The following is a 15504-nucleotide window of genomic DNA, read 5'->3' on the forward strand; positions in this document are numbered from 1 at the left end:
AATCGATGAGGATATTGGTACCGATCATCGCAATCGCTTTAGCGATACTGACAGCCATCGCTTTTTTGAACAAAGGCGAAGAGAGCAGTCAGAAGCAAAAGCAAGCCACGGCTCAGGCGGTAGAAGCAGAAAAGAAAGTTGCCGCACAAGCCGAAGCTGATCTGAAAGCTGCCGAGCAGGTAAAGGACATCCAAACGCCAGCAGTGCAAGCTGAGTTGTCCCAAATCCAATCTATTGCCGGACTTCATGCAGCAACCGGCGCAAAACTTGAAACCATCACACTCGGTTCTGCAGAAGAAGATTCCAATTACGATCTTCAGGTTGAATTGTCCACCGAAGCGGCTGGTCTCACACGGTTCACGCTCACAGATTACGCAGTTGAAGTCGGTCCTTCCGGCGAACGCTACAGCGTCGAAGGCGTGATCAAAGCTGGCAAATACTCGGTCTACCCCTATGCTTCACGCTTCATTTCCATCAACGGCACTGAAGTCGATCTTCGCAAAGTCAACTGGCAAACATCGGATGTTGTCACCAAAGATGATGGCTCGACCGTCACGCTCACCGTTGATGTGCTTAACGAACAAAAACAAGTCGTCTTACAAGTGATTCGCGAAGTGACCCTACCAGTTAAGAGTTATGAGCTGCAGGTGCGACAAAGCTTCGTCAATCACAGCAATCAACCACTCCAGATTCAGTGGGGTCAGTACGCTGGCGGCGATGTGATCGACGATGGTGCCGCTTATCTCGGCGACCGCAGACAGTTCCTCACCGCGTACTTTCCTGCAGCAGATAAAACCCGTACCCGCATCATCTCAAACGATGGTTTGCTTAACCGTACAGCCGTCATTGATCAGTTCATCAAAGATCAAAAGGCAGGATTGCCCACCGTTGGCATCTGGCCAAGCGAAGATATCGAAGCCGGCTCGCAACTCGCGTGGTTCGCTTCGGAAAACCGCTACTTTGCAGTCGTAACCTCTGCACTAGTCCCGGTCACCACTGACAAGACCAAAGATGTCACCGCGATTCAATCCGTGTTCCCGACAATCGGCACGCTAGTCTTCCCAGGCTACAACGCCAACCCAACCATGGAGAACACTGATCGCGCGGTTGTCTTTACACTCGGCACACAGTCGCAAATCATTCAGGCTGGCGAAAGCGCTAATGCTGACTTCGCGGTTTATGCTGGCCCACGCGATCAGTATGTTTTTGATACGCCGCCCTACACCGCCATGAATTTCAGTGAACTGATCCGCTACGAGCTGGGCTGTACATGGTGTACCTTCCAATGGCTCGCCAAGGGATTACTCAGCTTCCTCACCGGCCTGCATTATGTCTTCGGCGACTGGGGTATCGCCATCATCATCCTCGTGCTGTGTGTACGATTAATCCTTCATCCGATCACCCGCAAAGCGCAGATCAACATGATGAAGATGGGCAAGCAAATGCAATCGCTTCAGCCCGAACTTGAAAAACTCAAGAAGAAATATGCTGACGACCCACAAGCCATGCAGCGTGAACAGATGAAGCTTTACCGTGAAAAAGGCATGAACCCAGCCAACATGTTCGGCTGCCTACCCATGTTCTTACAGATGCCTATCTGGGTCGCGCTATATGCCATGCTCTATTACGCTATCGAACTTCGTCATCAACCTGCGTTCTACGACATCTTCCACAACCTCGCATCACTAGTCGGCTACGACAACTGGGCCTTCCTCACCGACCTATCCAGCCCAGACCGATTCATCACTTTCTTCAATGAGCCACACGTCATCACGCTGATCTTTATCCAGTTTGATTACTCCTCGCTTAACATCTTGCCTCTCTTGATGGGCGTGGTCTTCTTTTTCCAACAGAAGCTCACCACCCCACCAGCCACGACAGATCAGGCACGCACCCAACAGCGAATGATGAAATTCATGGTGCTGCTGTTCCCGTTCTTCCTCTACTCCGCACCATCCGGCTTAACCCTCTATATCCTCGCCTCCACCACAGCCGGCATCGTCGACTCCTACTTCATCCGCAAGCACGTAAGAGAACTCGAAGAATCCGGCGAACTCTTCAAAAGAAAACCTGCCAAGCCCGGCGGCTTTGCTGACCGTATGTCAAAAATGCTTGAGGAAAAACAAAAGCAAATCCAACAGCAACAACAAAAAGGCGGCAAGGGTGGCAAACGTAAGAAATCCTGATCACAAAGCATCATCATGATTGATCATGCATCCACCAACCCGAATATCTTCGCCAGTGCCCGCACTAACCCTGCGGGCATTGGTCGTTCATTGGATGCGATGGCCTCACTCGGTCACAACGATACGATCATCGCGGTCAGTTCGTCACCCGGTCAGTCTAACCGTGGATTAGTCCGCATTGCAGGCACTGATGCCATGAACGTGCTTCAGTCAATCACAATCGGCACAGTATCTATCCCACCTCGTACACTTACCTCCATCCAACTCAAATCGCCATCCATCCGCGCGCTAGCTGCCTATTTCCCCGCGCCGCACAGCTACACCGGAAATGACATCGTCGAATTGCTCGTACCAGGACACCCTGCTCTGCTCGAAAGCATTTTGCAGCAGGGCTTCCACGCTGGTGCACGCCTTGCCGAACCGGGCGAGTTTACCTTCCGTTCGTTTACCTCCGGCAAGATCGATCTCACGCAAGCCGAAGGTATCGCCGCAACCATCGCCGCAACCAGCGATTCGCAACTCGCCGCAGCAGAACTCCTACGAGCTGGCAAACTCGGATCGTTCTCGACATCACTGGTCGACACGCTTAGCACATTACTTGCGCTCGTCGAAGCGGGCATTGATTTTGTCGATCAGGATGATGTGGTCGCCATTAAGCCTGCAGATTTAATGATCGGCCTAAAGTGTGTATTCAAAGAATTGCAACAACTGCTCAGCCAATCACGATCATGGGGTACAATCGAATCACTGCCGCGTGTGGTATTGGTCGGCCCACCAAGTGCAGGCAAAAGCACACTGTTCAATCGTTTACTCGGTAAAGATCGCGCCGTGATTAGCGCTCTACCCGGAACAACGCGCGATATCCTTGCTGAACCCATCACTATTACGAATACTGATGGCCGTCCTGCCGAATTGATGCTCGTGGATATCGCCGGGCTTGATGATCTTGCTACCGGCATTGATCATGATGCACAACAAGCTGCACAACAGGCTATCGCCACCGCCGATATCGTAATCCTGCTGATTGATCCAACACAACCAGATCGTGATTTATCGATCGACCTTCCTCTGAACACGCCGCTGATGCGCATCGTCACCAAATCAGATTTGATGCCAGAATCATCATCTTTACCAAATCACGATCTTGCCATCAGCACAACAACTGGCATAGGTTTAGATGAACTCCTCAAACATATCATCTCCCGTATCGGTGACCGCAGTGTGAGCGTACAAACAGATATGCTCGCACTACAGCCGCGTCATGAATATACACTCCGTGAATCAGCTACACATATCAGCGATGCAATAGAAACACTCGCTCCTCATCAGAATGAAAAACAATTGCGCAACATGGAGTTGATTGCTGGCGCCATGCGAAACGCGCTGGATGAACTGGCTAGCTTGGGCGGCCAGATGACCCCAGACGACGTGATCGGTAAAGTGTTTGCGACTTTCTGCGTCGGTAAATAACATCTGGTCAAACAACCCGATCCGTCTCGCAGGAACAGACATGTAAATATTGCTACAATATTCGACCTTATTATGGCCAAGCAGAAGAAACAAAAAAAGAAAGACGAGAACATCACGCCGCGGATCGCCAACCGCCGCGCGTTCCACGACTACCACATCACCGACAATGTGGTATGTGGTATCGTCCTGCAAGGGTCGGAAGTGAAATCGCTTCGACAGGGACAAGCATCGATTGCTGAGGGCTATGCGTATGTTGACGAGAAAACGCTTGAACTGTTCCTGATGAATTGCGAAATCTCTCGTTATCCACATGGCGGGCCTCGCCAGCATGAGCCCAAGCGTAAACGCAAGCTGCTTGCCCAAAAGCGGGAGATCAAACAGCTGGCCAATAAGACGCGGGAGAAAGGCACGACCATCGTTCCGATCGCCATGTTTTTCAACAAGGACGGCCGCATCAAGATTGAGATTGGGATCGGCGTCGGCAAGAAGCAACACGACAAACGCCAAGACATCAAAAAACGCGATGCCGACCGTGAAATGCGTCGAAGCATCTCACGCAGACGCTAATCGCCAAAGCAAAGCCATGCAACGCCGCAACCGTCTACTGATAATCACCTTTATTGAAAGCTTCGCCACGATCCTCCTTGAGCGTGGCGTCTATTTTTACACGAAAGACATCCTCCACTTCAGTGAGTTGCAGAACCTGCTAATCGCCCTGATGTTCGGCATCCTGTATATCATTGGCGCGCTTAACAGCCATAAAATCGCCACACGCTGGACCGAAAAGCGCGTCCTGCTTGCTTCCATCACTGGGTTGACCATCATTGCTGCGATTTTAAGTTTGATTGCGTTGCCATTACTGTTTGTCATCAGCTTTGCGATAATTGGCATTTTAACTGGTATTAAATGGCCGATCATTGAATCATACATCCATGCCGGGCTTACGCCCACCTCAACACTCCGCGCTACTGGCCGATTCAGCATCTCTTGGGCGTTGGCCGTTCCTTTATCACTTGCCGCATCAGGCCTGCTCATTGGATCACCTTATGCTCAATCGATCTTCATCGCAGCCCTAATCTGCCATATCGCCAGTCTCTTTCTTTGCCGTCCATTGATCCGCCATCCGATTCATCTGCCACACGATCATCCTGAGCAAGCCGACCCACACCGTTTGGCCCGCTATACAAAGCTTTTGCTTGCAAGCCGGTGGTCGATGCTCAGCTCATACACACTGCTATTTTTACTCGCTCCGCTGATGCCAAGCATCTTTGCCGATCTTGGGTTTGATGTACAGTATGCTGCCGCTTATTCAGGCTTCTTGGATGTGACGCGTCTGCTAGCTTTCTTCATTCTTGGCGCGTGGGTTGGCTGGCACGGCAAAGTGTTCCCGATTCTCCTCGCCATCATCGCATTACCCTGCGGCTTCATCATGATCCTCCTCGGGAATCATGTGACGTGGGTCATTGTCGGTGAGTTGCTATTCGGCGTTTCTGCAGGACTGACGTATTACAGCTCACTTTACTATGCGATGGTCGTCAAAAACGCTTCAGTGGATGCAGGCGGTGCTCATGAAGGACTCATCGGCGCTGGCTTTGCGATCGGCCCACTAATCGGCATCCTCGGCATCATTCTCAGCAATACCATGTCTTCCCGCTATGGTATCCTTGTTGCAGCCATACCTTTCTTTGTTTTATGTATGGTGACAGCACTGCTGCCCATTCTGCATCTACGCGCCTCAGCCCATTCCTCTCATCCCTCATAAATCTTTTTATATTTGAACAACTGAGTATTCGGAAACCCAATCCACGCTATATGTACTAGAGTTATCGCAGACTCTACTTTCTTACCTCAACCTACTGCTATGGCTTATTACTGATATCATTCAGCTTCCAATCATACTCAATCCATACGATCTTCGGTGGATCGTTTGCTTCTAGCTTGGCCTTAATCTCTGGTTGATACATACCAACAAACCCGAGCACACTCCCTGCCTGATCAATAAAATCTTGACCATACCATTCAAACAGTTTGGTTAGATGCACCGTGTTGCTGGCTTGATCATATTGATACCAACGTGGATGCGTTATGGCATACTCAGTTTGTGATTGAAGCTGTTGCTCTAAACGATCGCCAACATAAACCTTGTTTAGAAGCTTCGGACAACTATAAGCGGCACAGACTAATGCAAAATGGATGCGGGCTTCACCAAATACAGGCCGAATCAATTCGTGTTCAATCTGATTCAAACTATAAAGCCTACCGTCAATTTTCCAACGCACATCATCCCAACGCTTATCTTCCGGAATATCCATGATGGATTTGAGTTTACCATCATCCCAGTACTCCAAGATCAGGTCCAATGTGAATGCATTGTATGCGTTGATCAAGGTGGCCAGGCGAACCGGTCGGCGCATCTCATCAAGATCCAAAGCGGCCACTGAATCCACGTATTTTTTCAGCTTATCTTTCTCTTTCGATAAACCGTCATAATTGACCCAACCATCGCTATCAACATACTTCTCAAGCAGTGCGTTGTAAGTCTGCAGCTCCGGCCCCTGCTGTTTCATCCAACTCACATCTTCAACAGCCGTCTGCCCTCTCGCTTGCTCTGTGAAAAACAAACCAGACACAAGCACCGCTACCATTCCAAGAATCGTCATGTGTTTCATATCAGTGTATCCTTTATCCGCATTGGCTTATCCTACCCCGGAGCCAACCGTCATATCCTCTTTTTTATTCGTATTCCCCCGCTAGTTTCGGGAATACGCTGACAACCCGCATATTTCCTCTACAATAATCGACATGAGACAGCAGCATACTTTTAAGTTAAAAAGTGATTTTCAGCCGATGGGCGATCAGCCCGCCGCAATCGATGAACTCACGCGCAACATCAACGCCGGCGTACAATATCAGACGCTTCTTGGCGCCACCGGCACGGGCAAAACCTTCACCATGGCGCAAACCATCGCGCAACTCAATCGCCCCGCCCTCATTTTCTCGCACAACAAAACATTGGCCGCCCAACTCTACGAAGAATTCAAGGAGTTGTTTCCCGAGAACGCCGTCTCCTATTTCGTATCCTACTACGACTACTACCAACCCGAAGCCTACATCCCGCAACGCGATATCTATATCGAGAAAGATGCATCTCGTAACGATGATCTTGATCGCCTTCGCCTGAACGCAACGACCAATCTCATCACACGCAACGATGTCATCGTCGTCGCATCAGTTTCTTGTATCTATGGCTTGGGCTCACCGGATGCATACAAGTCTTCAGTCGTCTCGCTGAATCAGGGGCAACTAATCAATCGCCAAGAACTCTTGCGATCACTCTCAGATCTACAATACGAACGAACCGACATCGAACTCATCCGCGGAAAGTACCGAGTCCGTGGCGATGTGATAGACATCTTCCCCGCCTCAGAAGAATTCGCCTACCGTGTCGAAATGTTCGGTGATGAAATCGAATCACTCGCCCTCATCAACCCGCTCACTGGCGACAAGCTCGCCGACGAATCCTCGCTCTTTGTCTATCCCGCGGTTCATTATGTCCTGCCGGAAAATGAAATGGACCGCGCCGTCAACGACATCAAAGCCGAATTGAAACAGCAGGAGCAAAACCTGCGTTCACAAGGCAAGCTGCTCGAAGCTCAACGACTCGCGGCGCGCACAAAATACGATCTCGAAATGATGCAAGAAGTCGGCTATTGCTCCGGCGTCGAGAACTATTCTCGCCATCTTGATGGCAGGCCCGCCGGCTCCAAACCTTACACCCTCTTGGACTATTTCCCTGATGCGCAATCCGGCATCTATCAAGGCGGCTATGCTGATGGCTCTCGGCCCGACATTCCCGCGATCACCAATCGCATCGCAGGCTCACCCGACTGGCTCGTCTTCATCGACGAGTCGCATGTCACCATCCCTCAGATCCGCGCCATGTACAACGGCGACCAGGCCCGTAAACGCGTCCTTGTCGATCACGGCTTCCGCCTGCCCTCTGCGATGGATAATCGGCCACTCAAGTTTGAAGAAGTCGAGAAAGTTTGGTCTCAGGTCGTCTTTGTTTCCGCCACACCCGGCCCCTATGAACTCGACAAATGCGAAGGCAGCATTGTCGAACAAATCATCCGACCGACAGGGCTCGTCGATCCACCCGTGGAAGTACGACCCGCTTCCGGGCAAGTCAACGACGTTATTGAAGAAGCAAAGAAATGTATCGCCAAAGGCGAACGTACCCTCATCACTACTCTCACTAAGCGTCTCTCTGAAGATCTCGCATCCTATATGTCCGAGCAGGATATCAAGTGCCGCTACCTGCATTCGGAAATCGAAACACTTGACCGCATCCAGATCCTGAAAGAACTGCGCGAAGGTGAATTCGATGTTCTCATTGGCGTGAACCTGTTGCGTGAAGGGCTTGACCTTCCAGAAGTCTCGTTCGTCGCCATCCTTGACGCAGACAAGGCAGGCTTCCTACGCTCTGCCACGAGTATGATCCAGCAGATCGGTCGTGCCGCAAGAAACGTCAATTCTTACGTCATCCTCTATGCCGATGAAGTCACTCCGGCTATGAAGTCCGCGATCGACGAAACACAGCGTCGCCGCGACATTCAACTCGAACACAACGAAGACAACAACATCACGCCGAAGACGATCAAGAAAGCAATCCGAGAAGGCATTGCCGCCGAACTGCGCGCCCGCAAGACCGCCCGTGACGCGATCAACATCACCGAACAGGAATTCGATCGCGCCGAACTCATCCAACAGTTGGAAGAACAGATGCTTACCGCTGCAAATAATCTGGAATTTGAAAAGGCCGCCCTCACTCGTGACAAGATCAAGCAGATCAAAGATCTCCCAGATCAAGGCACGGTCAAGGTCAAAACCGATGCGCGTGGGCCCAGCAAACCCAAGCCCGGCACACCCGGCACCAAAGTCATCAAGAAAAAACGATCTTCAAAGAAACACTAAATCAAGACTCACGGTGCGACCACTTCAAATCGTGCACACAAAGCGTCTTCTTGACTTCATTCAATTTCGTTGCTTGATCTACCTTAAAAACCAGTACTTTAGGTTCACTCGGCAATAGTGTGAAACTGTTATCACTCATCTGGCCGGCAACCCCTTTCACCGAAACATCCACGAAAAATGCGGGCTTGTCCGTCGTTAATTGAATCCTAAACACACCGCTCTTGCCGCCTGTAACCGTGGTTTTAATCTTCGCAGACGCAATCTCGCAGCGCTTATACTCGGTAAACCAGTGTGTGTTCTCTGAGCGATACACGCGCCCGGTCTTCTTTCCTTTCACACGCAGCGACATCACCGCAAAGCATTCATGCGATTCAAGCGGCAACTCCTTCACCGCCATCGTCATGAACTTCTTCGTAGAGCCAGCCTTTAGATTCACCTCTTGATCACTCTTCCAAACCACCTTGCCATCAAAATCCATAATGCGCACCTGCAACTTACCTGCCACGCCCTCCGACCGATCGTTCACGCCATGAATCGAAACTTCTCCGTCTTGCCCCGGATGCTTCTGCACACCCGCTACAAGCACATCTTCATAAAAACGCTTCACGTGATAATGCAACTGCTTCCACGCACCGCTGTGTTCAATGCTCGACCACGAATGCACCGGCCAGTTATCATTGAGCTGCCAATACAAAGCGCCCATGCACACCGGCCGTGTCGCCCGCCAATACTCGATCGCCGTCTTAATCGCGATCGCTTGCTGCACCTGACTTAAATAAACCATCTGTTCAAACCCCGTCGGAAAACGAAAATACCGACAGAACATCCCCACCATGTTCTTGTTCCCCCTCCCACATTTTTGCCGCTGCTCCATCATCGGTGAACTCGGGTTCCACTGCCCCGTATCACCACCGGTCAATTCTGCAATGGCCTCCATCCCCGCAAACGATTGGAACCCAAACTCTGAACAGAACCGCGGCTGAACCTTATAATAATCTTCAAACCGCGCATCCTCATGCCAAACATTCCAGAAGTGCATGTCACCCGAAACATCTTCATGCCACGCATCACCAAAATCGTCCGGCCCATTGCACGGGCTGCTCGGCCAAAACACACGCGACTGCGCCCCCTTCCCTTCAATCGCCTCAACCTCTTTGCGGATCACACGATTCAAACGATCATACTGCACCAAATATTGATCACGCTTATTCTTTGAATCGTCATACCAATGCAGCGCGCCGATCACTTCATTATCACCGCACCACAGCACGATACTTGCATAGTCATGCAAACGCTTGGTTTGATACCGCACCTCGTCAGCCACTTCATCCAGAAAGGTGTCATACGCCGGGTAAAGCGAGCAAGCAAACATGAAGTCCTGCCAGACCATCAACCCAAGCTCATCACAGATTTCGTAGAAACAATCCTTTTCATACTGCCCCCCGCCCCACACTCGGATCATGTTCATGTTCACCGCAGCCGCATCTTCAAGCAATTGCCGATACAGCGCAACAGTCTGGCGTTCCGGCAGCGCATCACACGGAATCCAGTTCGCCCCCTTGCAGAAAATATCCTGCCCATTCACCCGAAACGCCATCGACTTCCCAACCTCATCCGCACGATTAATCAACTCCACTTCACGCAAGCCGATCTTCTTGCTTACCACATCACTACTGCAAGACACCTTCAAATCATACAAGTGCTGCTCGCCATACCCTCGCGGCCACCAACGCTTCGGCTTCTTGATCTCAATCTTCTGAGTGATCTCATTCTCGCCGCGCTTCACACGAACCTTACGCTCAATCAGCTGCCCATCAATCTCAAACCGTAACACTTCTTCACCATTTACCACCGTATCAAGCGTCACAGTAGCCTCAAGCTCACATCGCTTCCCCTTAAAGCGTTGCTTGGTCACCACGCTATCAATCTGACTCATCTCCACACCGCGCAGCATCATCTTGCCATACGCGCCCACCACCATCAGAGTGATACCCCAGTCCCATCCGCCATGACACTGCGGTTTACGCACAAAGTTCAACCCCTTCACTTCATTACAGATACTCGAAGGCACGTTGTAATCCAGCCGGCTCGCACGCTTCTGTGAATGAACTTCCGCCACATCAAACACAAACTCAATTTTATTTACACCCGCAACAAGATACTTCTTCACGTCAAAACGATAGCGCAAAAATGCGTTGTAACACTTGCCCGCCAGTTTCCCGTTGATCTTCACCGTCGCAAACGTATCGACTTCATCCAGTTCAAGCACCACCGATGGCAACGACAACATCACATCATCCACCTCAAACGTGCGAACATACTTCCATTTACTCCGCCCAATCCATTGCACATCACGCTCATTGAGCCCAACATACGGATCTTCAATGTGACCTGATCGCAACAGCGCGCTATGCACCTCGCCTGGCAACTGCCCCGCGAGTGTTTCTTGTTTTTTAAAATGGTTTTGCCCCTCGCCGCCTTCGCAAGACAGTTCCCACTCACCTGATAAATCGACCGTTAACATCTATGACTCCTAACGGCAAACCGATCACACTGCTGCAATCGGTCGCCAACAACTCAAAATTTACTCAACCCTTCACCTGTTCGGAGCTATGCTCCAAAACACAATACAAACGTGAAGCCTTACGAAAACAATGCCGACCATTGGTCGACATTATTTCCTGACATCATAAAAGCGGCTTCATTTGATGCCAATACGATCAAGCCCTTTTTGCATTTCTTTTTTCTGAAACGCGCTCGACTCTTCTATCAATTCACGCAAACCATCTTTGTTATCTTCAAGATCCACCGGACGACCACTCACTTTGCCCCACCACGTCTCGATTGTATCGATATAATCAAAGCCAAACTCACGACTCGGTTCAATGGCCGTCCCTTCTTCCCAATCATTCCAAGTCATGATCTGGATCAATTCAGGGTTACCCGTCAATGCATGTTCCATCGAGAATTCCAGAACATCTGTACCATTGCGTTCAAGCACACGTGGTCCGCCACCCCAGCCATTGACGTTGGTCGTATCAAAGCCGGGACAAAGTACCGTCATGAAAAAATCCAGCTTCTTCTCAGCTTCAAGTTTGCGAGCAGTGGCACCAAAGTATTTGAAGTCATTTGCCCATTCAGCCTTGTTTGGCTTGAACCACATGAAGGCCGACTGCACCGGCGGATGTACATCCGGACGATCCATATTTTGCCTACAAAAATAGATGTTTTTATCCAATCCCTCGTAGATCTGTTGCCACTCGGCCGCCATAATCTGGCGCGGCCCCAGATCATCCTCACCCCAATAATTAAACTGCATCACAAATGGTTTGCCATCACGCTTCAAGTACGCATCGTGACCACCATACGTATTCAACAGATAATTCAGATCCTCTGTGGCCGTCTTCACAATCTCTGATCGTGAAGTCGGCTGACGATACGGCTGCCAGTTGATCTTTTCTTCATAGCACACCGCAATCTTCAACCCAACCTTCGCCGCTTCCTTAAGCAGCATCGGCATCAGCGCATCTGAATCCGGCGTGTCCTTGCCGTACCAGATCACCACAAACGCACTCACACCTGCCGCCTTCGCTGTCCGCATGTGGTAACGCACCACCGCGCGATCACGTGAGTTGTACGGCCCGATCAATGGATAATACACCGAACTGATCTCTCGTCGCCCATCCTGATCAACCTTTTCAGGATTGCGCTTTGAGCCGCTACCATCCCACCGCCAATGCCGCCACGTCTTCGCACCTTCACCCGACTCTCCGTATGCTTCAAACCACGCCATATAATGTGCGATTAAGTGCGGACCATCACCCTCTATGTTCCATTTGCCCTCTGTTGATGCCGCCTTCTGTTCAACCACCGGCGCATCTTCAGCTAGCAAGGAACATCCTAACCCCACAACCCCCAATATCATCAACGCAATACCAGCTGTCCACTTCATATATTTTATTTCCATTTCCAACGATCCTCGTTTGAGTTCACAACGCCATTGTCAGCCGGAAACTCATTCACAACGATTGCCTGCAAGTTCTCGACATGCCCATCGCTAAAACCATAGTTGCCGCTTTCATTCGCATGTATTTGGGAAGCCCAATAGTCCAAGCCCTCATTTTCAGCCACTCCGACTTTGGTTGATGATCCTTCAATAAAATTCCTGTCGTGTAACTCACCCACCATAATGATGCGTAGCGGGATATTCGTCAGCTTATCCGGCTGCATGTTGTTGTGAGTCACACCAAAACTCAGATAGTTCGGCCAAGGAAATTTAATATTGACTGCTGGATCGGCGTAATGAAGGTAACCCCATTTCATATTGTTCACGCCGTAGCTTCGATCCGTTAGATCAGCCACATGAGCACTGCGTTCAACATCATCTTGCGGGCAAGTGAACACATCTTCTCCGCCAAGGACATCCCATTCCATCATAAATTTGGACCAGTCAATGTTGGCTGGTGTGCCTGCGATATTCATCGGTACGAGTTGATCATCATTCGCATCGGCGTACATCACCATGCCGAGCATGATCTGCCGCACATTCGAACCACAAGCAATCTGCCTCGCTGTAGCACGTGCACTGCTGAGTGCAGGCAACAGAATGGCGATGAGCAACGCAATAATGGAGATCACCACGAGAAGCTCAATGAGCGTAAAAGCGTTCTTTATCTTCCGGCACATGCGTAAGACTCCTTCGCGCACTTCATACAAGAAATGCGCCAGCCGTTTCAACCAACATGACTCACCCTAAAACAATTTACCTGCGACGCATGATCATCAGGCCACCCAAGCCCAACAGTGCCAACGAAGCTGGTTCTGGAACCGCATTCGCTGAGATTTGATCAAACGTATACGCAGCTTCTGCAGCACCAAATGGCAGAATGCGGATCTGCAAAACATAGCTTGCCGCTCCAGCAGGTGCGCCACTCGCTACGCTAAAATCAATCGGAGTTTCCTGATTGGTGTCTGACAGAACAAGTGACTGCCCAACAAAAGTGCCGCCCGCATCAAAATAGATTGCATTCACGTTGATAAAATCATTGCTTTCATCCGCATCAGCAGTGATCGTGACTTCGCTATCGGCGATATCAATCTTCACGCCGCCCGGCATGCTCCAGATAATCCCCGAATCAACACTCGCACCCGCACTCTTTGAAAATGTCACGGTACCATCAAGATTATCCGTGGCTGCCGCGGCACCAAACGCACCCCCAAAACCTGAGGCATCATTCATATCATCGGTGTATGCTGCGTTCACGGTACTGCCTGCAAAGGCAATGGCCAAAGCCCCAACCATGGTTCCAAGTTTCATTGCGTTCATCTGCTAATCCTCCAAGTATGTGTAGAACACTGATTCATTGAAATCTATTTTGATACGAAAAGTAAAATCTAAAATAAAAGCTAAGTTGTAACGGCCTCGCCAATCGTCGCGACTGAATCACGGATCACAAGCTCTGTTGGCAGTTGCACATTAGCAATGTCCGCTGCCTCGCTAACAGGTTGAAGTACGTGTTCAACTGCCAGCTTTGCAAGCTTCGCAAGCGGCTGACGGACCACCGTCTGCGGTGGTGTCAGGTATTGGTAGACCGGAAAATCTTCCAAGCTAATCGTCGAAATATCTTTACCAATTTTCTTGCCCAGTACGTTGCCTAGGATGTGCAACACTTCTAGCCCAACATCTTCACTAAAGTTCAGCAAACCCGTCATGCCCTTCTGGCACCAGCGAGAAAGGATGTCATAAATTGGCTGCTCGCTTGTATAGCAAACACGCTCTGCATCAAAAGGCAAACCCGCGTCTTCCAGTGCATCACGATAGCCACGCAGCCGCTCTTGGCTGCCCCATTCATTTGATTCAATCTCAAGGTAAGCAATTTTGTCGTGGCCACGCTCGATCAAATGCCGACACGCATCCACCGCTTGCTGGTAATGGTCCGCATACACACCGTGAATCCCGTGCTCAATCAGCGGTTTATTGATCGTCACCATGGGCAAATTGGGAATGGCTCGTAACTCAACCAACCGCTTGTCAAACACAATCCCAATCACACCATCCACATGCGACTCGTAAGCCAATTCGAGATTGGCTATGTCGATCAATTCCACAGCATAGCCGCGCGAAGCTAACTCTTGTGAAACCAATGAGGTCATCACGCTTACATAACCGATCGGCAAGCCGGGACTATGCCGGCCTGTCACCAATGCAATACACCGCCGCGCCACCTTTGGCACAAACCCAAGCTCACGACTACTCACCAGGACCTTCCGCCGAAGTTCAGATGCCACCGATGGATGACGGTTGATCACACGCGAAACGGTTCCGATCGAAACCTCTGCATGCCGTGCAACATCAGCAATCGAAATTGACCCGCCCGATTTTTTGCTTGTCACTTTACCCATAGCCGTTGCGATCCTTCATGCTGATGCCGACCCGTTCACTTGCCCGAACTTCTCCCGCCCCAAAGCGTCGTGGCCACCCTGCCCGACTCCACTCTGACAGATAGCCCACCTACCTGCCAGACTCTCCCTCTCAATGAAATTAAGTTAACACAAATGAAATATTTCATCAAGAGAAATCTTCATCTTTTAAAATATTCACACAACCTGTTCAACCATTGCAGCTTACGAACATCATGCTCTAAGCCAGTAGGTTTAAATCAACTCAAATATCACAATAGGGAAGCCATATCGATCCACGTGGCCACAGAAGCAACAAATCAGAAATTTCTGGTCTGTTGCGACTTTTTTCCTTAAGGAATTCGCACCTGCGTTGTATCTTATTGCTATCTAAATCTCACCCGCGCCGATCCTTAACTGGAAAACGGCGATTCAGCGATACACACTCAATCAATATCCTTGAGGGAGGAAACAG

The 15504-nt window shown here is 50.2% G+C and carries 11 protein-coding genes; 5 read left to right on the forward strand and 6 right to left on the reverse strand.

What is annotated here, in order from left to right; all coding sequences use genetic code 11:
- Positions 1-5: 5 nt before the first annotated feature.
- The 4 genes from ACQ6WK_RS09440 (at position 6) to ACQ6WK_RS09455 (ending at position 5418) form a co-directional block, all read left to right on the forward strand.
- Positions 6-2186: a YidC/Oxa1 family insertase periplasmic-domain containing protein gene (locus ACQ6WK_RS09440; protein WP_432797136.1), complete on the forward strand. Its 2181-nt coding sequence runs from the start codon at positions 6-8 to the stop codon at positions 2184-2186.
- Positions 2187-2201: 15 nt separating this feature from the next.
- A complete protein-coding gene (locus tag ACQ6WK_RS09445; RefSeq protein WP_432797137.1) occupies positions 2202-3656 on the forward strand; it encodes a tRNA modification GTPase in 1455 nt (484 codons plus the stop codon).
- A 72-nt stretch (positions 3657-3728) separates the two neighbouring features.
- Positions 3729-4223 carry an SsrA-binding protein SmpB gene (gene smpB / locus ACQ6WK_RS09450; protein WP_432797138.1) on the forward strand — a complete coding sequence of 165 codons (495 nt, stop codon included), beginning with the start codon at positions 3729-3731 and terminating at the stop codon, positions 4221-4223.
- Entirely contained in the window at positions 4180-5418 is a 1239-nt protein-coding gene (locus ACQ6WK_RS09455; RefSeq protein WP_432797139.1) for an MFS transporter, read from the forward strand. The genes smpB and ACQ6WK_RS09455 overlap by 44 nt, the downstream gene beginning before the upstream one ends.
- Positions 5419-5515: 97 nt before the next feature.
- On the opposite strand, the gene ACQ6WK_RS09460 is transcribed toward ACQ6WK_RS09455, so the two are convergent.
- Positions 5516-6325, reverse strand: a complete 810-nt coding sequence (locus ACQ6WK_RS09460; RefSeq protein ID WP_432797140.1) for a DUF547 domain-containing protein — start codon at positions 6323-6325, stop codon at positions 5516-5518.
- 133 nt (positions 6326-6458) lie between these two features.
- Here ACQ6WK_RS09460 and ACQ6WK_RS09465 point away from each other — a divergent pair, with 133 nt between their 5' ends.
- Positions 6459-8630, forward strand: coding sequence for an excinuclease ABC subunit UvrB (locus ACQ6WK_RS09465; RefSeq protein WP_432797141.1), 2172 nt, complete (start codon positions 6459-6461; stop codon positions 8628-8630).
- A 1-nt stretch (position 8631) separates the two neighbouring features.
- Here the strand turns inward: ACQ6WK_RS09465 and ACQ6WK_RS09470 are convergent, their stop codons facing one another.
- The 5 genes from ACQ6WK_RS09470 to ACQ6WK_RS09490 form a co-directional block, all read right to left on the reverse strand.
- Positions 8632-11154 carry a beta-mannosidase gene (locus ACQ6WK_RS09470; protein WP_432797142.1) on the reverse strand — a complete coding sequence of 841 codons (2523 nt, stop codon included), beginning with the start codon at positions 11152-11154 and terminating at the stop codon, positions 8632-8634.
- A 177-nt stretch (positions 11155-11331) separates the two neighbouring features.
- Positions 11332-12597 carry an endo-1,3-alpha-glucanase family glycosylhydrolase gene (locus tag ACQ6WK_RS09475; RefSeq protein WP_432797143.1) on the reverse strand — a complete coding sequence of 422 codons (1266 nt, stop codon included), beginning with the start codon at positions 12595-12597 and terminating at the stop codon, positions 11332-11334.
- A complete protein-coding gene (locus ACQ6WK_RS09480) occupies positions 12588-13316 on the reverse strand; it encodes a type II secretion system protein (RefSeq protein ID WP_432797144.1) in 729 nt (242 codons plus the stop codon). Before ACQ6WK_RS09480 ends, ACQ6WK_RS09475 begins: the two co-directional genes overlap by 10 nt.
- 76 nt (positions 13317-13392) lie before the next feature.
- A complete protein-coding gene (locus ACQ6WK_RS09485) occupies positions 13393-13956 on the reverse strand; it encodes a PEP-CTERM sorting domain-containing protein (RefSeq protein WP_432797145.1) in 564 nt (187 codons plus the stop codon).
- Positions 13957-14036: 80 nt separating this feature from the next.
- Positions 14037-15032, reverse strand: a complete 996-nt coding sequence (locus ACQ6WK_RS09490; protein WP_432797146.1) for a LacI family DNA-binding transcriptional regulator — start codon at positions 15030-15032, stop codon at positions 14037-14039.
- Positions 15033-15504: the final 472 nt, after the last annotated feature.

The organism is Poriferisphaera sp. WC338 (assembly GCF_050931845.1).
Lineage (GTDB): Bacteria > Planctomycetota > Phycisphaerae > Phycisphaerales > Phycisphaeraceae > Poriferisphaera.

Bases quoted from the DNA above. Each gene is read 5' to 3' on its own strand.
- ACQ6WK_RS09475 (WP_432797143.1), bottom strand. From the start codon at position 12,597: ATGGAAATAAAATATATGAAGTGGACAGCTGGTATTGCGTTGATGATA.
- ACQ6WK_RS09485 (WP_432797145.1), bottom strand. From the start codon at position 13,956: ATGAACGCAATGAAACTTGGAACCATGGTTGGGGCTTTGGCCATTGCC.
- ACQ6WK_RS09455 (WP_432797139.1), top strand. From the start codon at position 4,180: ATGCCGACCGTGAAATGCGTCGAAGCATCTCACGCAGACGCTAATCGC.
- ACQ6WK_RS09445 (WP_432797137.1), top strand. From the start codon at position 2,202: ATGATTGATCATGCATCCACCAACCCGAATATCTTCGCCAGTGCCCGC.
- ACQ6WK_RS09465 (WP_432797141.1), top strand. From the start codon at position 6,459: ATGAGACAGCAGCATACTTTTAAGTTAAAAAGTGATTTTCAGCCGATG.
- ACQ6WK_RS09490 (WP_432797146.1), bottom strand. From the start codon at position 15,032: ATGGGTAAAGTGACAAGCAAAAAATCGGGCGGGTCAATTTCGATTGCT.
- ACQ6WK_RS09460 (WP_432797140.1), bottom strand. From the start codon at position 6,325: ATGAAACACATGACGATTCTTGGAATGGTAGCGGTGCTTGTGTCTGGT.
- ACQ6WK_RS09480 (WP_432797144.1), bottom strand. From the start codon at position 13,316: ATGTGCCGGAAGATAAAGAACGCTTTTACGCTCATTGAGCTTCTCGTG.
- smpB (WP_432797138.1), top strand. From the start codon at position 3,729: ATGGCCAAGCAGAAGAAACAAAAAAAGAAAGACGAGAACATCACGCCG.
- ACQ6WK_RS09440 (WP_432797136.1), top strand. From the start codon at position 6: ATGAGGATATTGGTACCGATCATCGCAATCGCTTTAGCGATACTGACA.
- ACQ6WK_RS09470 (WP_432797142.1), bottom strand. From the start codon at position 11,154: ATGTTAACGGTCGATTTATCAGGTGAGTGGGAACTGTCTTGCGAAGGC.